This is a genomic window from Mesorhizobium silamurunense (assembly GCF_014843905.1).
GTDB classification, from domain to species: Bacteria; Pseudomonadota; Alphaproteobacteria; order Rhizobiales; family Rhizobiaceae; genus Mesorhizobium; species Mesorhizobium silamurunense.
In genome coordinates, this window is record NZ_LPVS01000087.1 from 22,394 (window position 1) to 41,960 (window position 19,567).

16 protein-coding genes and 1 pseudogene are annotated in these 19,567 nt (G+C 64.8%); 9 read left to right on the plus strand and 8 right to left on the minus strand.

Annotated features, from left to right (window positions below; translation table 11 throughout):
• Positions 1 to 182 precede the first annotated feature (182 nt).
• From AU465_RS25195 to AU465_RS25225, 7 genes and pseudogenes are all read right to left on the minus strand, one after another.
• A complete protein-coding gene (locus tag AU465_RS25195) occupies positions 183 to 1,055 on the minus strand; it encodes an aldose 1-epimerase (RefSeq protein ID WP_192254318.1) in 873 nt (290 codons plus the stop codon).
• A 2-nt stretch (positions 1,056 to 1,057) separates the two neighbouring features.
• On the minus strand, positions 1,058 to 1,813 hold the full coding sequence (locus tag AU465_RS25200; protein WP_192254320.1) for an SDR family oxidoreductase: 756 nt from the start codon (positions 1,811 to 1,813) through the stop codon (positions 1,058 to 1,060).
• A gap of 7 nt (positions 1,814 to 1,820) precedes the next feature.
• Entirely contained in the window at positions 1,821 to 2,552 is a 732-nt protein-coding gene (locus tag AU465_RS25205; protein WP_192254322.1) for an ATP-binding cassette domain-containing protein, read from the minus strand.
• 4 nt (positions 2,553 to 2,556) lie between these two features.
• Positions 2,557 to 3,534, minus strand: coding sequence for an ABC transporter permease (locus AU465_RS25210; protein ID WP_192254324.1), 978 nt, complete (start codon positions 3,532 to 3,534; stop codon positions 2,557 to 2,559).
• 75 nt (positions 3,535 to 3,609) lie between these two features.
• A pseudogene (locus AU465_RS25215) lies at positions 3,610 to 4,586 on the minus strand (sugar ABC transporter substrate-binding protein).
• Between the two features lie 23 nt (positions 4,587 to 4,609).
• Complete coding sequence (locus AU465_RS25220; RefSeq protein WP_192254326.1) at positions 4,610 to 5,812, minus strand: mandelate racemase/muconate lactonizing enzyme family protein; 1,203 nt, start codon at positions 5,810 to 5,812, stop codon at positions 4,610 to 4,612.
• Entirely contained in the window at positions 5,812 to 6,531 is a 720-nt protein-coding gene (locus AU465_RS25225; RefSeq protein WP_192254328.1) for a FadR/GntR family transcriptional regulator, read from the minus strand. Before AU465_RS25225 ends, AU465_RS25220 begins: the two co-directional genes overlap by 1 nt.
• A 104-nt stretch (positions 6,532 to 6,635) precedes the next feature.
• Here AU465_RS25225 and AU465_RS25230 point away from each other — a divergent pair, with 104 nt between their 5' ends.
• Together AU465_RS25230 and AU465_RS25235 are read left to right on the plus strand one after the other, a co-directional pair.
• The gene (locus AU465_RS25230) at positions 6,636 to 7,535 is read left to right on the plus strand and encodes an SMP-30/gluconolactonase/LRE family protein (RefSeq protein ID WP_192254330.1); all 900 of its coding nucleotides are present in this window, start codon (positions 6,636 to 6,638) and stop codon (positions 7,533 to 7,535) included.
• 117 nt (positions 7,536 to 7,652) lie between these two features.
• Complete coding sequence (locus tag AU465_RS25235) at positions 7,653 to 8,096, plus strand: SRPBCC family protein (RefSeq protein ID WP_192254332.1); 444 nt, start codon at positions 7,653 to 7,655, stop codon at positions 8,094 to 8,096.
• A 101-nt stretch (positions 8,097 to 8,197) separates the two neighbouring features.
• Here AU465_RS25235 and AU465_RS25240 read toward each other — a convergent pair whose 3' ends face one another.
• Positions 8,198 to 10,273, minus strand: coding sequence for a phospholipase D-like domain-containing protein (locus AU465_RS25240; protein ID WP_192254334.1), 2,076 nt, complete (start codon positions 10,271 to 10,273; stop codon positions 8,198 to 8,200).
• Positions 10,274 to 10,552: 279 nt separating this feature from the next.
• On the opposite strand from AU465_RS25240, the gene AU465_RS25245 reads away from it, so the two are divergent.
• The 7 genes from AU465_RS25245 to AU465_RS25275 all read left to right on the plus strand — a co-directional run bounded on the left by AU465_RS25245 (position 10,553) and on the right by AU465_RS25275 (position 19,521).
• Positions 10,553 to 11,515 carry a DUF3616 domain-containing protein gene (locus AU465_RS25245; protein WP_192254336.1) on the plus strand — a complete coding sequence of 321 codons (963 nt, stop codon included), beginning with the start codon at positions 10,553 to 10,555 and terminating at the stop codon, positions 11,513 to 11,515.
• Between the two features lie 35 nt (positions 11,516 to 11,550).
• The gene (locus AU465_RS25250) at positions 11,551 to 12,792 is read left to right on the plus strand and encodes a patatin-like phospholipase family protein (RefSeq protein ID WP_192254338.1); all 1,242 of its coding nucleotides are present in this window, start codon (positions 11,551 to 11,553) and stop codon (positions 12,790 to 12,792) included.
• Between the two features lie 221 nt (positions 12,793 to 13,013).
• The gene (locus tag AU465_RS25255; protein WP_192254340.1) at positions 13,014 to 13,718 is read left to right on the plus strand and encodes an SDR family oxidoreductase; all 705 of its coding nucleotides are present in this window, start codon (positions 13,014 to 13,016) and stop codon (positions 13,716 to 13,718) included.
• 65 nt (positions 13,719 to 13,783) lie between these two features.
• Positions 13,784 to 14,575, plus strand: a complete 792-nt coding sequence (locus tag AU465_RS25260) for a pyrroline-5-carboxylate reductase family protein (RefSeq protein WP_192254342.1) — start codon at positions 13,784 to 13,786, stop codon at positions 14,573 to 14,575.
• Between the two features lie 337 nt (positions 14,576 to 14,912).
• Positions 14,913 to 16,412 (plus strand): endo-1,3-1,4-beta-glycanase EglC, encoded by a 1,500-nt coding sequence (gene eglC, locus AU465_RS25265; protein ID WP_192254344.1) that lies wholly within the window; start codon positions 14,913 to 14,915, stop codon positions 16,410 to 16,412.
• A 32-nt stretch (positions 16,413 to 16,444) separates the two neighbouring features.
• The gene (locus AU465_RS25270) at positions 16,445 to 18,205 is read left to right on the plus strand and encodes a type I secretion system permease/ATPase (protein WP_192254345.1); all 1,761 of its coding nucleotides are present in this window, start codon (positions 16,445 to 16,447) and stop codon (positions 18,203 to 18,205) included.
• Complete coding sequence (locus tag AU465_RS25275) at positions 18,202 to 19,521, plus strand: HlyD family type I secretion periplasmic adaptor subunit (RefSeq protein ID WP_192254347.1); 1,320 nt, start codon at positions 18,202 to 18,204, stop codon at positions 19,519 to 19,521. Before AU465_RS25270 ends, AU465_RS25275 begins: the two co-directional genes overlap by 4 nt.
• The last annotated feature ends 46 nt before the right edge of the window (positions 19,522 to 19,567 follow it).

A 19,567-nucleotide genomic window follows, 5' to 3' on the forward strand; every position in this document is an offset into this window, starting at 1 on the left:
GAACTGTGGCCTGGGGTTTGTCGCCGACGCTTCTACTCTACGGCGCCCCCCTCTGTCCTGCCGGACATCTCCCCCTACTTGGGGGGAGATCGGACGTCGCCTCGGCTTTCGCCAATCTCCAGCACCTTCGCCGAGCCGCCAATCTCCGCTGGGGAAGATTGCGCTCCGCCGCTGGCGCGCCCTCAATCGGTCTCCGCAATCTCCCAGTCCAGCCGCATCGTCGCGCTCATCGTCTCCCCATCATCGAGGGCCGTCAGCCCCTCCCCGTGATGCGCGTCGACCGGGTGCGAGACCGGCTCGAAGCAGAAGAAGCCTGCATCGGGTGACGGCGAATAGAGGATGTAGACATCGAGCTCCGGCGAGGCGGTGAGCGTAATCTTGATCTCGCCCTCGAGCTGCACGATCGAGGCGCGACGGTCCCAGCCTTCGAAGGCGTTGTTGACCCAGTCCAGCGGCAGCGGGATGGGGCGCTCGAAGTCCCAGGCCGGGCGCTCGCTCACCGGCACGACGCCGACCGGCAGGTGGCGCTCATCCTCCAGCCAGACGCGCTTGGCCTTCGCCTTCAGCAGGGTCGTGTCGCCGCGCGGGAACCAGGGATGGAAACCGAGGCCATAAGGCAGGCGCATGCCGGCTCGGTTCTCGACCGTGAGGTGCGCCTCCAGCGCGCCGTCGCGCAGCGCGTAGGTGACCGACGCCGTGTACCGGTAAGGGCCGATCGCGCCGTCTTCGAGCACCAGCTCCGCCTCGGTATCGGTGCGATCGACAAGCCGCCACGGCCTCTGGAAACCGTCGCCATGGATCGGAAAGGCTTCGCCAGGCACGTTCGGCAGGACGGAATGGAAGCGGCCTTCGAAGGTGAAGCCGCCGCCGGAAATGCGGTTCGACCACGGCACCAGGAGCTGGCAGCCGGACGCGCCGGTGCCATCCCCCGGCTTGAGCAGCTTGACCGGCGCGCTGCCGATGACCAGCGCGTCATAGCGGGCGATCGCCGCGCCGTTCTCCGGAACCAAGACCAGCCTCGACTGCCCGTCCTTCAACTCGATCGCGCCGGCCATGCTCACCAGCCACCGTCGATGGCGATGTTCTGGCTGCTGATCATGTCGGAAGCGGGCGAGACGAGGAACAGCACGAGCTCGGCGACATTCTCGGGCTCGATGCGCTTCTTCAGGCTTTGGTTCTCGAGGATCCAGTCATTGTATTGCTTGAGCCGGTCGCCGAAGACGCGCTCCTCGGCTTCCGAAACCACCGCGCCCGGCGAGACCGCATTGACGCGGATGCCGTGCGGCCCAAGCTCGCGCGCCAGCGATTTGGTGAGGCCAAGCATCGCGCCCTTCGACGCGACATAGGGCACGTAACCGTCCCAGCGGCCGTTGAGCGTGATCGAGCAGAAGTTGACGATCTTGCCATAGCCCTTCGCCTTCATGCCCGGCGCGCAGGCCCGAGCGAGCGCGAAGGCGGCCGACGAATTGACGCGGATCTGATCCTCATATTCAGCCAGCGAAAACTCCTCGAACGGCCGGTTGATGATCAGCGCGGCGTTGTTGATCAAAATGTCGATGCCGCCTTCGCTCGCGGCCAGCGCGGCAACCGCCGCTTCCGCCTCGGCCAGCCGGTTGAGATCGCAGCCGACGAAGGCGATGTCGCCCTTGGCCTGCCGGGCAAGTGCCGCCACCGTCTCCTGAGCTTCCCCGATGTCAGGGCGGTCGAGCACCAGGACGCGCGCGCCAGCCCGCGCCAGCGTCACTGCCTGGGCCCGGCCGAGCGAGCCGAGGCCGCCGGTCAGAAGGACTTTACGACCAGCGAGAGTCTTCATTGCCGCCTCACAGAACAGAGTGGACTTCGTCGATCGAGGTGTCCTCGATGCGCTTGTCCAGCACGATTTCGCCGCGCGCCATCGCAACGATACGGTCACAGCAGTCGAAGACGTGGTGCATGTTGTGGCTGATGAAGACGCCGGTGACGCCCTGCTCCTTCAGGCCGCGCACGAAGCCAATCACCTTGTTCGTCTCCTTGACCGAGAGATGGTTGGTCGGCTCGTCGAGGATCATCACCTTCGACTTGAAATGCATAGCGCGCGCGATCGCGACGCCCTGGCGCTGGCCGCCGGAGAGCTCGCCGACGAGCGCGTCGGGCGAGCGCAGATGCAGGTCGACATTGGCGATGGCGCGGACGCTCTCCTCGGCCATCTTCTTCTGGTCGAGGATACCGACGCCGAGGATCGAGAACCGGGTCGGCTCGCGGCCGATGAACAGGTTCCTGGCGATCGACATGGTGGGAACCATCGAGTTGTACTGGTAGATGGTCTCGATGCCGAGATCCATCGCGTCGCGCGGCGTGGCGATGCTGACCGCCCTGCCCTCGACCTTGATCTCGCCGTTGTCCGCCCGGTGGACGCCGGACAGGATGTTGATCAAGGTCGACTTGCCGGCGCCGTTGTCGCCGACGAGCCCAAGCGCCTCGCCGCGCCGGAAGTCGAGCGTGACGCCTTTGAGGGCATGCACGCCGGAATACCATTTGTGCAGGTCGCGCACCGAGATGATGGCGTCGGTCATCGCTTCAACCCTCCATCTTGATGGCCTTGGCGCGCTTGCGCATCCAGGCATTGGCGACGACGGCGAAGATGGTCAGGAAGCCGATGGCGAACTTGAACCAGTTGGCGTCGACGTGGCTCAGCACAAGGCCGTTGTCGATGACGCGGATGAGCGTGGTGCCGATGATGCCGCCCATGACGGTGCCGATGCCTCCGGCGAGCGAGGCACCACCGATGACGGCGGATGCCACCGCCTGCAGTTCCATCCCTTCGCCGATCGAAGGCAGCGGCGAGCCGAGCCGCAGCACCTGCAGCATGCCGGCGAAGCCCGAGAGCACCGAGCACAGCATGAAGCAGACGATCTTGACCCTGGCGGTCGGGATGCCCATCGCGGCCGCCGCGGGCAGGAAGCCGCCGGTGGCCTTGATCCAGTTGCCGAAATTGGTGCGCGACAGCATCAGCGAGGTCAGCAGCGCGACCGCCACGAACCACAGGAACGACATGCGGAACATGTTGCCCGGCCCGACGAAGGAGGTGAACAGCCAGTTCGGCAGGTCTGCGGGCAGCAGCGGCGGGAAGCCGCCGGAGACGACGACGGTGAGCGAGCGCGCCATGAACAGCATGCCGAGCGTGGTGATGAAGCTAGGGATCGCGAAGCGGATCGTGACGTAGCCGTTGATGTAGCCGATCGCCGCCGAGACCAGCAGCCCGGCGAGCAGCGCCAGCGGGAACGGCCAGCCATGCACCATCAGTACCGCCATCGTCATCGGCATCAGCGCGAAGACCGACCCGACGGAGAGGTCGAACTCTCCGCTGATCATCAGGATGGTGACGCCGATGGCGACGAGGCCGGCCTCCGGCAGGATGCCGAGGATGCCGCGCAGATTGTCCTGGTTGAGGAACACGCCATGCGAGCGCACCTGGAACAGGATGATGAGCAGCACCAGAAGGATCAGCCCGGCCAGTTCCGGCTTTTCGAGATAGGTCTTGAACAGGCGCTTCAACGAAAGGCTCCGGTACTTGATTTCAAGGCGCATCGGCGGCGCTGGGCCGCCGACGCAAGGACTTCCAGCCGAAGTTCAGCGCATGCCCTGCGCGGACAACGCCATGATGCTGTCGGCCTCCTTCGGCCGCACGATGCCCTGGCCGGTGTCGATATCGGAAGGAGCAAGACCGATCTTCTTGTTGAGATAGGCCTCCATCACCGGCATGAAGCCCTGCATGTAGGGCTGCTGGTCGACCAGCGCCTGGACATAGCCCTTCTGCATCTGCTGCAGCACTTCCGGAACGAGGTCGAAGCCACCGAGCAGGACCTTGCCGGGTGCTACGCCGCGATCGGCCAGCACGCGCGCCACGCCCGCGCACCAGAAGCCGGTGTCGAAATAGGCCGTGGTGTCGGGATGGGCGTTCAAATAAGCGCCGACGCGGTCGGAGGTGATGGCGAGATCGGTGCCGCTGTCGATGCGCTCCCACGACACGTCACGGTCCTTATGGGCGGCCTTGTATTCCTCAAGGAACTGCATGACGCCGGCGCCGCGAGTTTCCGACCAGTTCTGGCCGGGAGCCGAAATGCCGACCAGCACCTTGATTGGACCGTCCTTCGGAAAACTCTCGGAAATCGCCTTGGCGAGCGAATAGCCGGCGGGCTTGAAACCCTGGCCGACGAAGGCCTGGCGCGCGTTGCCCTTGGCGCCCTCGGTGTCGTCGACATTGACGGCGATCACCAGCACGCCGGCGTCGCGCGCCTCCTTGATGACATCGTCGAAGGCGTGGTCGTCGACGATGGAAGTGAGCAGCGCGTCGGGCTTGGCGGCAAGGGCCGCGCGCATGTTGGCGACCTGCTGCTCGATCGAGCCTTCGGTCTGGGTGAAGACCATGTGCAGTTCGCCTCGACCTTGGCGCAGGCGTCGTCGAACCCTTTCTTCACCGCCTGCCAAAAAGTGTTCGAGGCCGACGAATGATGGGTGAAGACGATGTTGAGGCCGTCGGCTCTGGCCGCGTATTGCCCGCCGAGCAGGGCCGCGCCAAATAGCAGTATTGCAGTCAGTTTCCTCATGTTTTTTCCTCCCTTTGGATTGGTCAGATATCCGCCTTGTCTGAGACGCGGCGGTGGACGGTGTAGGCGCGGCCGAACTCCGGATTGAGCGCCAGCCCGAGCCCCGGCCCCGGCGGCACGGTGATCATGCCGTCTTTCACCTCGGGCAACGCCGTCACCAGGTCCCGGTACCAGGTGCGGTAGAAGGCGCGCACGCTTTCCTGGACGAGCGCGTTGGGGGCATTGAGCGACAGATGCGTCGAGGCGGCAAGCACGACCGGGCCGGTGCAGTCATGCGGCGCCACCGGCAGCCGCCAGGCCTCGGCCATCGACGCGATCTTGCGCGCCTCCGACAGGCCGCCGCACCAGGAGATGTCGAGCATGACGATGCCGGCCGCCCCGGTTTCCAGAAGGTCGCGAAAAGCCCAGCGGCTGCCCAGCGTTTCCGAGGCCGAGATCGGCGCCGGACTGGCGGCGGCGTAGCGCTTGAGGTCGCCGAGGCTGTCCATGCGGATCGGGTCCTCGTGCCAGTAGGTGGCATAAGGCTTCAGCGCCTCGGCGATCCGCATGGCCGGCAGGAGCTGCCACATGGAGTGGAACTCGACCATGACATCCATCCGGTCGCCAACGGCTTTGCGAATCTTTTCAAAGGGCTCCAGCGCCGCCTTCAAGTCGGCCGCGGAGATGTCGTTGCCGCGCGTCTTCTCCGCCGCGTGATCGAACGGCCAGATCTTCATGGCGGTGATGCCGTCCGCGAGGAGCTCCTCGGCGAGCTCATCGGCGCGGGTGAGGAAGCCGTTGAGGTCGTCATAGTCGCGCCCAGCGCCGATGCCGTAATTGGCCGTCGTCTGGCCTTTGGCGTCCTTGATGTATTCGCTGCCGGCGCAGGTGTTGTAAGTGCGGATCGAACGGCGGCTGAAGCCGCCGAGCAGTTGCGCGATCGGCTGGCCGGTGGCCTTGCCGAAAATGTCCCACAGCGCGATGTCGAAGGCGGAGTTGCCGCGCACCTCCGCGCCGCTGGAGCGGAAGCCGAGGTAGCCGACGAGGTCGGCGGCGAGCAGGTCGATCGCGAGCGGATCGCGGCCGATGACGCGCGGCGCCACATATTCGTGCAGATACTCCTCGACCGTGCGCGACAGATAGAACGTCTCGCCGAGCCCGGTGATGCCCTCGTCGGTATGGACCTCGACCCAGAGCAGGTTGGGCCGTTCCTCGATGCGGACGGTTTCGATGGCGCGGATCTTCATCAGGCTATCCCCGCATCGATGAGCGCCTTGACGCTCTTGTCGAAGTGCCCGGCCATGTGCTCGGCCGCCAGCCGCGGGTCGCCCTTGAGGATGGCGTCGGCGATGTCCTCATGGCCCTTGATCATCTTGAGCTGGTCCTCGTCGGACGAGCGCGTCCGCCAGCCGATAACCCAGGTGCGGCGCGTCACACCACTGAAGGCGGTGACGATGAGCGAAAAGACCGGGTTGTGCGAGGCCGCCGCGATCGCCTCGTGGAAGGCGATGTCGTGCTCCATCACGGTCTCGGGGTTCTTGAAGTTCTCGCGCATCAGCCGGGCCGACTGGACGATCGCCGCGGCCTCCTGGTCGGTGCGGCGGAGAGCCGCGAGCGCAACGGTGCGCATCTCGATGGTGCGCCGGACGTCATAGACCTGCTGCACGCTGATCTGCTGGGTGGTGATGCCGTGCTCGATCACCATCGACATCGCGCCGGTGTCGAGCTTGGCGACGGTGGCGCGGCGCCCCGCGCTCAGGTCGATGAGGCGCATGGCCGAAAGCGAGCGGAAGGCCTCGCGCACGACGGTGCGGGAGACGTTGAGCTGGCGCGTCATGGCGGCTTCGCTGGGCAGCGGATCGCCTGGTGCCAGGCCCTCGGAGCGGATGTGCTGGGTGATCGCCTGGATCGCTGTGCTGACCAGGCCAGGACTCGGCTCACCCGGTGGGTCCGTCTGCTCTTGCATTCCGTTTCCTCAAAACCTGTATGACAGGTTGATATTTAATTGCTCATAGTTCAGGCAAAAGATATATGTCAAGCCGATTTCTGGACGTGTGCCGGAGGAGCCTCATGCACGAAACGGAAGCCAGCCTGATCTTCGACGCGCGCGACGTGGTCGGCGAAAGCCTGGCGTGGGACGAGCGCCGCGAAAGGCTGGTCTGGGTCGACATCATCGGCCGCAGAATCCATCGGCTGGATCCGTCCACGGGAGCGCATGAGAGCTGGCCGACGGGCGACCTCGTCACCTCGGTCGGCCTGCGCAAGGACGGCGGCGCGATCGTCGGGTTGCGCAAGGAGATCGCGCTCTGGGACTTCGGCGGACCGTTCCGGACGCTCGCGGCGATCGAGGCCGACCGGCCGGGAACGCGGCTCAACGAGGGCGTCGTCGCACCGGACGGCTCGTTCTGGGTCGGCACGATGGCCAACAATATCGGGCCGGACGACGCCCCGGTTGCGATCACCAGCGATGAGGGCAAGCTCTATCGTGTCGATCCGAACGGCGCAGTGACGATGCTCAGCGAAGACCGGTTCGGCATCACCAACACGATGGTGTGGCTGGCCGACGGACGCTTCGTCACCGCCGACACGATGAAGAACGCGCTCTACAGTTACGGCTGGGACAAGAAGGCCGGACGGCTGGGCGGGGCTCTTCCCTTCTTCGCCGGCTTCGAGCGCGGCCTGCCGGACGGTTCCTGCCTCGACGCCGAGGACTACGTTTGGAATTGCCGGGTGGTCGGCGGACGCTGCCTCGCCCGCATCGCGCCCGACGGCAGGCTGGACCGGATCGTCGAATTACCCTGCAGTTGGCCAACGAGCTGCGCCTTCGGAGGCACCAACCTCGACACGCTGTTCGTCACTTCCGCGCGTTTCACGATGAGCGCCGAGCATCTTGATGCAAACCCGCACGAGGGTGGCCTGTTCGCGTTGCGGCCAGGCGTGCGCGGTGTGCCGGCCAACCGCTTCGGGTAATCTCCCCGCTCGAGGGGAGATCGGCAGCGGCGGCGTTGAAAATTTCTCCACCGATGTCGGACTGGCCAATCCCCGTTCGTCATTGCAGCATAGACCGGCAATCAAAGGAGAAACGATATGCCCAGCACTGTCCGCCTGCATCGCGTGCTCGCCACCAAGCCTGAAAAAGTCTATCGCGCCTTCATCGAGGCGGACGCGCTGGCGAAGTGGCTGCCGCCGAACGGCTTCACCTGCACGGTCCATCACTTCGAGGCAAAGGTCGGCGGCAACTTCAAAATGTCCTTCCGCAACTTCACTACGGGCGAAAGCCACGCCTTCGGCGGCGACTATGTCGAGCTGGTCCCGGGTGAGCTCGTCCGCTACACCGACAAGTTCGACGATCCCAACCTGCCCGGCGAGATGCAAGTGACCGTGAATCTGAAGAAGGTCTCGGTCGGCACGGAGATGGAGATCACCCAGGCCGGCATTCCGGACGCCATTCCGGCCGAGGCCTGTTATCTCGGCTGGCAGGAGTCGCTCAAGAACCTGGCAAGGCTCGTCGAACCGGAGATCAATCAGTAGAGGATCGCGACGATCCATGCGGCCGACCGCGGCATCGAAGGCGTCGCGGCCGGCACGCGGGCTGACCATCATGCTGTCAGCCACATGGCGCCAACCACTCCTTACGACAGGAAATAGTCGCGGCTGGTCGGGATCGGATTCGGCTTGAACCAGCGCGCCTGCCAGTCGGCCGTGGTCCTCAGGAACCCGCCCGAATTGGCAACCGGCGGCTTTCCCGTTTCGATCAACGACTTGCGCAGGCTGTCTGAGAGTTTTGCCCGCATCAGATAGTGATCATAGACATCCAGGACATGGACCGAATACGCAATCGCAAGCGGCTGGTTGCCACGAATGATGAGCAGGTTCTCGTCGTTCTGGTAGGAAGCCTTGTAGCCGAAGTTGTGGCTGCCGGTGATCATCGCGCAGCCCTGGGCGTCCAGCGGATCGATGACAATGATCTTGTCGTGGATGATGGCATGGCCGGCCGAGAGCAGTTCCGGCCGCAAGTCCCCGGTCTGCATGGTGACGGCGGCGGCGCGGATGACCGCGATGCGGCTGGCATCGCCTCCCGGCCACCAGACGGCCGGCTGCGGCAGTTTCTTCGTCGTTCCATCGGGCGCCGTGTACGTTGTGGGCTCGCCGGCCTTGGCCCGCGGCGGCAGGGCCTTCGGGTCGCTGACCGCTCCCTGGACCAGGAGTTCCGGGCGCTCGGCGGCAAGCTTCGCCGCCTCGCCGATGATGTTCTGGACGCCGTTGTAGCCGGGCAGGAAAGCCAGGAACAGGATCGCGTGGTTCGCATGCTCCATCAGCGAATAGACCCGGCTGAGATCGACGGGCGTCGGCGAATCGGCGTTCTTTGTCTTCGCCTTGGTGTTCGGCGAGAACAGGACCTCGACGGTGGCGCCGCCGGCGAGCGTATCGGGTTTGGCCGGCGTTGCATTCGCAGCGCGGAGAGCGGCTTCCTGCGCGCCGTTGTTCTTCTCGAAGCCCGTTAGCGGCTTGTTCTTGTAAGTGATGGTCAGCTCCTGGCCGGCCGGCTGCGGATCATCGAACAGGCGCTTCCAATAGGCCAGATATTGTCCGGCTACCTGCTTGTCGTCGATGATGATCGCGTTGTTGGACTGCGTGCACAGTCCGGTTTCGGTCCAGTTCGTGCTGCCGGTCAGGACGGACTTCGCAACGCCGTTCTCGACATAGACCGCGAATTTGTTGTGACCGATATGCGCCGTATTGTTGAAGAGCCTGTCCTGCACGTTGGCCGCCGAGGCCTCGTGCAGGGCGACCCGCGCCGCATGGTTCTCTGTATCCCAGACGACGGGTTGCTTCTGGTCGGGCGGCGTCTTCGGCGGGTTCGGGTCAGTGGAGCCCGCCGTCGACAGGATCACATGTGCCTTGCCTGCCTTGGTCAGCTTCGTCAGGCGCTCGATGAGTTCCGGGTCATGCAACTCATAAAGAGCCAGGTAGAGTTCGGCGCCGTTTTTCTTTTCGGCGCGATCGATCATCGACAGGAGGAATCCCAGCACATCGGCGGTGAGAAAGGTCCTGATCTCATCGTCCTTGATCGGGATGTGCTTCAGCAGCGTCTTCAACAGGCCGGGCGTGATCTTGGTTGTCGGGCCGGCGGCAACGTTCTTGGGCTTGTTTCCCTGGACCGCCTCCAGCTGCTGCAGGAGATTCTGCGTGGATAGTATGCCGTTCGTGTAGGTGGCACGCACGCCGGCGTAATCATGCGTGACGTCGATTGGCGGCGTGTCGATGGGATCACCGACCTTGGCCAGTGGATGCTGCGGCCCCTCGTAGCGGGGATTGCCGTTCTCGTCGAGAAAGGGCGCCGTCGGCGAGGCCGGAAGCGCGGGGCGCCCCGGGCCCGCCACGCCCATGGGCGTGATCTCGTAGTGGACCCTGAAGTCGATGGGGCGCACCTTGGCCGTGTCGCGAGAACGGCGCAGCGTCAAGTCGCGCCATTCATATTGCTGGATCGGCCAGACCGAGCTGTCCTGGTCCAGCCAGTTCGGATTCGATTGGTCGGTGAAGCCGATCCAAGTGGGCAGTATCCGGCGCTGCCCGGCGTCCGGGCCGGTCTCATGCACGCGCGTGATCATGAAACCAACACAATGGGCGATCGGCCCGTCGGCCTCCCACGATAGATAGGCGACCTCGCCATTGCACCATGCACGTGCCTTGATCAGCTTCCCCATGCCTCCCTCCGATGGCAAGCAAACGATACTTCTCTACTTACTTTATGCTCTTTTCGAGCGCCTCACTATTTCGCCGGCAAACAGATCAAGCGCCTCACTCAGCCTCGTTTCCGCATATATTACTTTGATTTATTATGCTCGCAGATTTTGATCACAACAACATGTGATCCATTTCACAGTTCCCTGATGAAATTTCAGCACCTTCGGCCTAACATTCCGACGATTTGATCGCGCCGGAGTCTGGCGCAAGCCCGCGGGATCCATTCGGAGACGACTGATGTGACACCGTCGCTCACGCAGCTTCAGCTTACCCGCGAACTCACCTTCGATTACGCCGGCGCCCGCGACATCGACATGGTGATCGGCAACATCTCCGGCATCGCCATCGACGGCGGCTTCGCCTGGACGGTCTCGGACGAGGGGCGGACTTTCGAGCGCCTTGCGGCCGCCGATGGCGGCTTCGCGCTGGTGGAGCAATACGATCTCGACGATTTCTTCCCTGACCTGCCCGAGGGGCATGAGGCCGACCTCGAATCCGTCGATGTCCTTGACGGCAGGCTGTGGCTCTGCGGCTCGCACTGCCGCGTCCGGCGCGAGGCCGAGGAGCCCGGAACGCTAGACCCCACCTTCAAGCGGCGCCCGAGCCGGCATCTCCTCGGCTCGATCGAGCTCGGCGGATCCGGCAAGCCGAAGAAAGGCGCCGGACGAGCCCTGCCCTATACCGGCGACGGCAGCCTGCGGCGCAGGCTGCGCGAGGATGTCTATCTCTCCGGCTTCCTCAACCTGCCGAGCAAAGAGAACGGGCTCGATATCGAAGGCCTCACGCTGCTGCCGAAGCGGCTGCTGCTTGGCCTGCGCGGCCCGGTCATCGACAGCCACGCGGTGGTCGTCTCGCTGCCGCGCAAGGCCGCGTTGCTTCCCGACGACAAGCCGCATCTGCACATGCTCGACCTCGGCGGGCTCGGCGTGCGCGACCTCGCCCACCGCGACGACCACGTGCTGGTGCTGGCCGGCCCGGTGACGGCCGCGAACGGGCCGTTCCGCATCCATCGCTGGCAGCCCTCCGGCGCCGGCCGGATCGAGACCGCCGATGTGCTTTACGAATGGACGTCGAGCCATGAGCATCCGGAAGGGCTCTGCCCGTTTGCGATCGATAACCGGCCGGGTATGCTCGTCGCCTACGACACGCCGGACGGGCGCCGGCGCTCGGGCACCAAGGTGACGGTCGACTGGTTCGCATAAGCTCGCCGGTCGGCGAGGAGGCAGGGGGGACTACAATGGGCCCGGATACGGTCGAGGTCTTATCCGCGAACGGCGAGACGACAACGCGCCAGGGCCTCGGCCTCTGCCTCTCGGGCGGCGGCTACCGCTCCATGCTCTTCCATGCCGGCGCGCTTGCACGGCTCAATGAGGCCGGACTGCTCGGCAAGCTCGACATGGTGAGCTCGGTCTCGGGAGGATCGATCGCCGCCGGCCTGCTCGCCGTCATGTGGCCGAAACTGATCTTCGGCGACGACGGTATTGCAGCCAATTTCGATATCTATCTCAACAAGATCCTCGCCTTCTCGGAAGTCTTCCTCGATCTCCCCTCAACCCTCAAGGGCATCCTCAACCCGTTTTCCAGCGCCGCACGCGAAGTTGCCGCCTGCTACGAGCGGCATCTGTTCGACAGCGAGCAGCCGATGCTGAAGAGCCTGGTCGACCGTCCCTGGTTCGTGTTCTGCTCCAGCAATCTGGGCACCGGATCGCTGTTCCGCATGTCGAACCGATACATCGCCGACCACCGGATCGGCATGGCCGAGGATGCCGACCTCCCGGTCGCGACGGCGATCGCGGCGTCCTCGGCCTTTCCGCCGTTCCTGTCTCCGCTGCGACTGGGCCTCGTTCCATCCCAATGGAAAGACAAGAAGTTGGATCCAACGGTAGGACCACGGATCGGCAAGGCGCGCCGCGCAGTGCTCACCGATGGCGGCGTCTACGACAATCACGGCATCGAGCCGGCGCTGAAACGCTGCCGCTGGCTTTTGGTCAGCGACGCCGGCGCGCCCTGGAGCGAATCCAAACGCGGCTACTGGAACTGGTTCTCGCAGTTGAAGCGCGTGCTAGACACCACCGACAATCAGGTCCGCTCGCTGCGGCGGCGCGATCTCAGCGCCCGTTTCCAGGCGGCGAAGGACGCCGATGAAAAGGCCTCCCCCAACGATCGCACAAGGCTTGAGAACGCCGCCACGCGCGGCGTCTACTGGTCTATCGCCAGCAAGCCGGACGCGACCGAACCGACCTTCGTGCAAAGTGCCGGCACCGCGCCCGCCGATATCGGCACCTCGCTGCATTTCCTCGGGGCCAAGGAAACAGTCGACCTCGTCAACTGGGGCTATTGCGCCAGCGACCAGGCCCTGCGCGCCTGGTACGAGCCGGCGGTGGTAGCCGGCAAGGGCGTGCCGCTGCAGGCGGGCGCGGTGAAGCCCGGCCGCTGCGCAGTGGTGTCGAAGATGGTGATGAGTGGCTTCAAGATTTGAGAGTAAAGCGACGAGAATAGAAAAGGTGGCGGGACAGCACCCCCTCTGCCCTGCCAGGCATCTCCCTCGCAAGGGGGGAGATCAAGCGCTCAGCGGCTTTCGCCAATCGTCGATATCTTGGCGCAATCCAATCCGGTTCGTGCTGGTATGCCCCCTGTGCTAACAGAAGCGCTTTCAACCCCGGGCGGATTCCGCCCCTAAAAGCCAGGATGGTCAGCGACATGGCAGGAGAAAAAGTAGCTCTGGTGACGGCGGGCGGCAGCGGCATGGGCGCTGCGGCGGCGAAGCGGCTGGCGGCCGACGGTTTCAAGGTCGGCGTGCTCTCTTCCTCCGGCAAGGGCGAGGCGCTGGGCAAGGAACTCGGCGGCTTCGGCGTCACCGGCTCCAACCAGTCGAACGAGGATCTGAGGCGCCTCACCGACGGCGTGCTGGAGCGCTGGGGCCGCATCGACGTGCTGGTCAACAGCGCCGGCCACGGGCCGCGCGCGCAGATCATCGAGATCAGCGACGAGGACTGGCACAAGGGCATCGACACCTATTTCCTCAATGTTGTGCGCCCGACCCGGCTGGTGACGCCGGTGATGCAAAAACAGAAGTCGGGCGCCATCATCAACATCTCGACCGCCTGGGCGTTCGAGCCGAGCGTCGCCTTCCCGACTTCCGCCGTGGCGCGCGCCGGGCTCGCCGCCTTCACCAAGATCTTCGCCGACACCTATGCCGGCGACAATATCCGCATCAACAACGTGCTGCCCGGCTGGATCGACAGCCTGCCAGCGGTGGAGGAACGCCGCCGGAGCGTGCCGATGAAGCGCTACGGCACGTCGGAGGAAGTGGCGGCGACGATTTCCTTCCTCGCCTCCGATGGCGCGGCCTACATCACTGGCGAAAACATCCGCGTCGATGGAGGATTGATGCGGGGGTATTGAGCGCTTGAAGCGCTTGAATAGCGACCTGCCTCCGCTACCCTGCGGTTTTCGGTGAGGAGGCAGGGATGAGCGCTTCATTAAAGCTCGGTATCGTCGGCGGCGCGGGCTGGCTGGGCGGCGCCATCGCGGGCGCTGCACTCGCGGCCGGCGTCGTGCGGGCGCAAGACCTCGCCCTCTCCTATCGGAGCGCCAAACCGGACCGTTTTCCCGGCACCTTCTGGACCGACGACAACCAGGCACTCGCCGACCGCTCCGATGTCATCATACTTTCGGTGCGGCCGCAGGACTGGCCGTCGCTGAGCATCGATGCAAAAGGAAAGCTGGTGATCTCGGTGATGGCCGGCATACGGCTGGCCGAGATCGGCGAGAAGCACGGAACGCGCCACGTGGTGCGCACGCTGCCCAACGCGGCGGCCGAGGTCGCGAAATCCTATACGCCGTGGATCGCGAGCGGCGATGCCGCCGACGACGACCGCGCCGTCGTGCGCGCGATCTTCGATGCCTGCGGCGTGCAGGACGAGGTCGGCAGCGAACGCGACATCGACTATCTCACCGGCCTGACCGGATCGGGGCCGGCCTTCCCTGCCCTCCTGGCAGACGCGATGATGCGCGACGCGGTTGCCTTCGGCCTCGCGCCGGACGTCGCGCGGCGCGCCGTCAACACCGTGCTCACTGGCACCGGCCGGCTGCTGGAGCTCAACGACGCTTCGCCGGCCGATACGGTGGAAGCATTCCTCGACTATCGCGGCACGACGGCGGCCGCGATCGAGACGATGCGCGACGCAGGCTTCGACGAAGCGGTGGCGAAGGGACTGGCGGCGGCGTTCCTGAAGTCGATCGCGATGGGCAAGGCGTGATCCGGCGGCGGCGGTCTTTCACCCGCACTATCGATTCGCCGATCTCCAACCGTCGGCCAGATTAGACGTTGCAGGAATGCGTTCATCCGCGGCCGCGTGCCTAATAATTCAGCATAATTCGGCAATATTGTATAAAATTGGCCAGACTTCACGCCTCTAAATTGCATTAGCTCTTCCTTATTCTATCTATTCTGAAGAATTGATCGAGAAAAGAAGATTTTCCTCTGTACTATATGGTTATTCCTTGGAACTATCATTTGAATTAGAAGTTGGTGGGAAGCGGTCGACGGAACCCGCATGGCGTGTTCCAGGAGCCAGGCAGCACGGAGATTGTCCGATGACCTCCATCGTCAACGCAGTGGGCGCTCCTCTTCCCTATAGCGGCACGTCCACCCATTGGTTCTCGGCATCAGGGTCTGGGCCGGACTTGTGGGGCACCTCCGGCAATGACACCTTCTATGGAGCCTCCGGCGTCAACGTCACCATGCACGGCAGCTACGGCGATGACATCTATTACCTCTATGCCGCGGGCAACAAGGTGGCCGAGGGCTACGGGGCAGGCATCGACACCATCAGCACATGGATGAGCTACAAGCTCCCCGACAATGTCGAGAACCTCATCGTCACCAACGCCAAGAACTTCGCTTTCGGAAACGACCTGGACAACATCATCACCGCCAAGGCCGGCCACCAGACGCTGGACGGCGGCAAGGGCAATGATGTGCTGATCGACGGTGGCGGCGGTTACGACACTTTCATCATCGCAAAAGGTAACGGAAGCGACCTGATCGCGAATTTTGCCGCGACTGACACCGTCCGTCTCGATGGTTATGGGTTCACTTCGTTCGACGCCATCCACTCGAACATGATCCAGGCCGGATCGAACGTCATCCTGAACCTCGGATCCGGTGAGATCCTCGAGTTCAAGGACACGACCATCGACAAGCTGCAGCCCAGCCAGTTCGAGCTGCCGATCGACAAGTCCGGAATGACGCTGTCCTTCAGCGACGAGTTCAACACGCTGAACCTTCACAACAGTCAAGGCGGGACCTGGGACACCAACTTCTGGTGGGGCGCGCCGAACGGCAGCACGCTCACCCAGAACGGCGAGCTGCAGTGGTATATCGACGCCAATTACGCCCCGACGAGCTCTGTCCATCCATTCAGCGTGAACAACGGCGTGCTCAGCATCACAGCGGCGCAGGCGCCGGCGGACATCAAGCCGCTGATCAACAATTACGAATACACGTCCGGCATCCTGACCACCCACGACAGCTTCTCGCAGACCTATGGCTATTTCGAAATGCGGGCCGACCTGCCGGAAAACACCGGCGCCTGGCCGGCCTTCTGGCTGCTGCCCGAGGACGGCTCGTGGCCGCCGGAGCTGGACGTCGTGGAGATGTACGGCCAGAGCCCGAACTCGCTTCTGATGACCGCCCACACGAATGAGACCGGAACGCACACCAAGGTCGGGTCGACGGTGAATGTCTCGGACACCGCCGGCTTCCACACCTATGGCCTCTTGTGGACGCCGGAGAAGCTGGTGTGGACCTATGACGGCGTGCAGGTCGCGGAAGTGGCGACGCCGTCCGACATGAACAAGCCCATGTACATGCTGGTCGATCTCGCGATTGGCGGTCAGGCCGGTGCGCCGCCGGATCATCTGGCGGCCCCGGCTCAGATGAAGATCGACTACATCCACGCCTACACGCTGGACAGCGCGCCGGCGACCGCACTGAACGTCGCCAGCGGCAGCACCACCACCCAGAGCATAGCCACGCACAGCATCGCCAGCAGCACACTGCACGGCGGTTCCGAGTTTGGGGGCCACTCGTAAGGTCTCGGGATCATGCAGCGGGGAACACGGGAATGACTGGACCGTCGGGCCTGCGGCCGGTCTTCCTGCGCGCCATCGCCGATGTCGGCGTCTTCTCTGTGCTGATCAACATCCTGCTCCTGGTGATCCCGCTCTACCTGCTCCAGGTCTATGACCGCGTGCTGCCGTCCTCCAGCATCGAGACGCTGTTTTACCTCTCGGCCATCGCGGTGCTGGCGCTTGCCTTCCTCGGCTTCCTCGACGCGATGCGCGCCATCTACACGCAGCGCGTCGCTGCGACCGTCGACCGGAAGCTGGGTGCCGGAACGTTCGCCCTTTCGCTTGCCGCCAAACATGCCAGCGGCCTGTCGCCGCTGCGCGACCTCGCCTCGGTCTGCGCCTTCATCCGGTCGCGCGGCGTGGCGGTGCTGTTCGACCTGCCCTTCGCTCCGGTCTTCCTCGCCCTGCTCTATCTCATCCATCCCGTCCTGTTCTGGGTGACGCTCGCCGGCACGGTGCTGCTGGTTCTCCTGGTCGTCGCGAACCAGCTTGCCATCGGCCGAAACGATGCCTTGTCGGTGGAACGTTCGGCTTTGGCTGCCCAAGCGGAACAGGTCTTTGCCCGCAATGCCGAAACGCTGCGCGCCATGGGCATGGTCGACAACGCCGCGCGGGTCTGGGGGCGGCACGTGGGCGAAGCGCTCATCCTGCACGACCGCTCCGCGAGCGCCAACGCGATCTTCAGCGGTGCCTCGCGGGCACTGCGCATGATGCTGCAGCTGGCGATCCTCGGTGCCGGCGCGTGGCTGGTGGTCGAGGGGCAGATGACGGCCGGCATGATCTTCGCCTCCTCGCTGGTGTCGTCGCGCGCCCTGCAGCCGCTCGACCAGCTGATCGGCGCCTGGCGGCAGATCGCCGATGCGCGCCGAGCATGGACACGGCTGGAAAGGACGCTCGCGGCGCAGCCGGCGGAAGCGCGCAAACTCGCCCTGCCCGATCCGTCGGGCGCGATTGCCGTGCAGGACGTTTTCTTCATGGCGCCGAATGCCCAGCCCGGCACCGAGCCAAACCTGAAGCGGCTGAACTTCCAGATCGGCGCCGGCGAAGCGGTGGCGATCGTCGGCCCGAGCGGCGCCGGTAAATCCACGCTGGCGCGGCTGCTTGTCGGCGCGACCCAGCCGACCGGCGGCTCCGTCAGGATCGACGGCGCCGACCTCAGGAGCTGGGACGAAAACCAGCTCGGGAAGCACATCGGCTATCTCGCGCAGGAGGTGGAGCTTTTTCCCGGATCGATCGGTGAGAATGTCGCCCGCTTCGACGCGCACGCGCAGGACGCCGCGATCATCGAGGCCGCGAGGCGCGCCGAGGCGCATGAGCTGATCCTGGCGCTGCGCGACGGCTACCAGACCAAGGTCGGCCCTTCAGACAGGACGCTGTCGGGCGGCGAGCGCCAGCGGATCGGGCTGGCGCGCGCCTTCTACGGCAATCCGCGCATCCTGGTGCTCGACGAGCCCAGCACCCATCTCGACGGCAGCGGCGAAGCGGCGCTCGAAGCGGTGCTTGCCGCCGCGCGAGCGGCGAGCGTCACGACCATCGTCATCACGCATCGCCCTTCGATCGCCGCCGCCTGCGACCGCGTGATGCTGCTGCGCGGCGGCGTGATCGAAGCCTTCGGCCCGAGCGGCGATGTGCTGCGGCAGTCAACCGTCGAGAAGGGCGCCGGCAAGAGCCCCGCCGCGCAGCAGGGCACGGTCGTGACGGGCTCGTTCGCGCCGACGATCCGCACGGTGTCCGCCTGGGATCGTAGGCGATGACGACCCAGAGCCTTGCCTGGGAAGATAAACCACGCACCGACTTCCGGCGCGTGGCCTTCGCCGGATATGCGGCAATCGCAATCTTCGTGGGCGGCTTCGGCTATTGGGGGGCAAGCGCGCCGCTGTCCGGCGCGGTGATCACGCAAGGGACGATCTCGGCGACCGGCGGCAACATCCTCATCCAGCAGCCCGAGGGCGGCATCATCCAGCAGCTGCTGGTCCACGAGGGCGACCGCGTGCGGCAAGGCCAGGACCTCATCCTCCTCGACCGGACGGCGGCGCAGGCCGATCTCAACCGGCTGACCAGGCAGTCGATCACGCTCAAGGCAAGCGCTGCGCGGCTGGAGGCCGAGCGCGACGGGCTGGACAGGCTGGCGCCGATCGCCGAAGCGGCGCCGGCGCCGTTCCAGCAGGACTTCCAAAATCTGCTTCGCGAACAGCAGAAGGAGTTCGACGCCAGGCTCGCCCGCTTCCGCTCCGAGCAGTCGATCATGGCGCAGCGGGTCGCCATGCACCGCGAGTCGGTCGTCGGCTTGAACGCCCAGAAGCTCGCCATCGAGCAGCAGTCCGAGGTGGTGAAAAAGGAGCTCGGCATCAAGACCGGCCTCTTGGACAAGGGCCTCACCAACCGCACCGAATATTCGCAGCTGCTGCGCTCAGAGGCCGATCTCGTCGGGCAGGCCGGCGCACTGGAGGCAAATCTCGCCGCGGCCAACAGCCAGATCGTCGAAGCCCAGGTGCAGGTCGAGCGCCTGACCACGCAGCGCGTCGAGGAAGCGCTGACCAAGCTCGACGATGTCCGCACCAACCTCGCCGACATCGAGGAGCAGATCAGGGCAGCCGAAGCGGTGCTTCAGCGCACCACGATCAAGGCGCCGGCGGCCGGCATCGTGGTGTCGTCGACCTATAATTCCAAGGGCAGCGTGATCGCGTCGGGCGAGAAGATCATGGAGATCCTGCCGACGGCATCGGGCCTGCTCGTGGACGCCAAGCTGCGGCCGAAGGACGTCGATCAGGTGCGCGTCGGCCAGCCGGCGAAACTCAGGCTGTCCGCGCTCAATATGCGCCTGACGCCCGAGGTTTCAGCCACGGTCACACAGATTTCCGCCGACCGGCTGGTCGACCAAGCCACGCACGAACCCTATTTCCGCGCCAAGCTGAAGATCGCCGATGCCTTGCCACCGGGCGTGAAGGCCGAGCAACTTTACCCCGGAACGCCGGTCGAGGCCTTCATCAGCACCGGCGACCGGACTTTCTTCGAGTACCTGGCACGGCCGATGATCGATTCATTCGCGCGGGCGTTTGCGGAAAGGTAGGAGCGGATCGCCGTCATGCGTGCACAGCTTTCCCCTCCCCAGCAGC

Bases quoted from the DNA above. Each gene is read 5' to 3' on its own strand.
- AU465_RS25250 (WP_192254338.1), top strand. From the start codon at position 11,551: ATGGGCCCGGATACGGTCGAGGTCTTATCCGCGAACGGCGAGACGACA.
- AU465_RS25225 (WP_192254328.1), bottom strand. From the start codon at position 6,531: ATGCAAGAGCAGACGGACCCACCGGGTGAGCCGAGTCCTGGCCTGGTC.
- AU465_RS25240 (WP_192254334.1), bottom strand. From the start codon at position 10,273: ATGGGGAAGCTGATCAAGGCACGTGCATGGTGCAATGGCGAGGTCGCC.
- AU465_RS25260 (WP_192254342.1), top strand. From the start codon at position 13,784: ATGAGCGCTTCATTAAAGCTCGGTATCGTCGGCGGCGCGGGCTGGCTG.
- AU465_RS25205 (WP_192254322.1), bottom strand. From the start codon at position 2,552: ATGACCGACGCCATCATCTCGGTGCGCGACCTGCACAAATGGTATTCC.
- AU465_RS25230 (WP_192254330.1), top strand. From the start codon at position 6,636: ATGCACGAAACGGAAGCCAGCCTGATCTTCGACGCGCGCGACGTGGTC.
- eglC (WP_192254344.1), top strand. From the start codon at position 14,913: ATGACCTCCATCGTCAACGCAGTGGGCGCTCCTCTTCCCTATAGCGGC.
- AU465_RS25195 (WP_192254318.1), bottom strand. From the start codon at position 1,055: ATGGCCGGCGCGATCGAGTTGAAGGACGGGCAGTCGAGGCTGGTCTTG.
- AU465_RS25200 (WP_192254320.1), bottom strand. From the start codon at position 1,813: ATGAAGACTCTCGCTGGTCGTAAAGTCCTTCTGACCGGCGGCCTCGGC.
- AU465_RS25270 (WP_192254345.1), top strand. From the start codon at position 16,445: ATGACTGGACCGTCGGGCCTGCGGCCGGTCTTCCTGCGCGCCATCGCC.
- AU465_RS25220 (WP_192254326.1), bottom strand. From the start codon at position 5,812: ATGAAGATCCGCGCCATCGAAACCGTCCGCATCGAGGAACGGCCCAAC.
- AU465_RS25255 (WP_192254340.1), top strand. From the start codon at position 13,014: ATGGCAGGAGAAAAAGTAGCTCTGGTGACGGCGGGCGGCAGCGGCATG.
- AU465_RS25275 (WP_192254347.1), top strand. From the start codon at position 18,202: ATGACGACCCAGAGCCTTGCCTGGGAAGATAAACCACGCACCGACTTC.
- AU465_RS25235 (WP_192254332.1), top strand. From the start codon at position 7,653: ATGCCCAGCACTGTCCGCCTGCATCGCGTGCTCGCCACCAAGCCTGAA.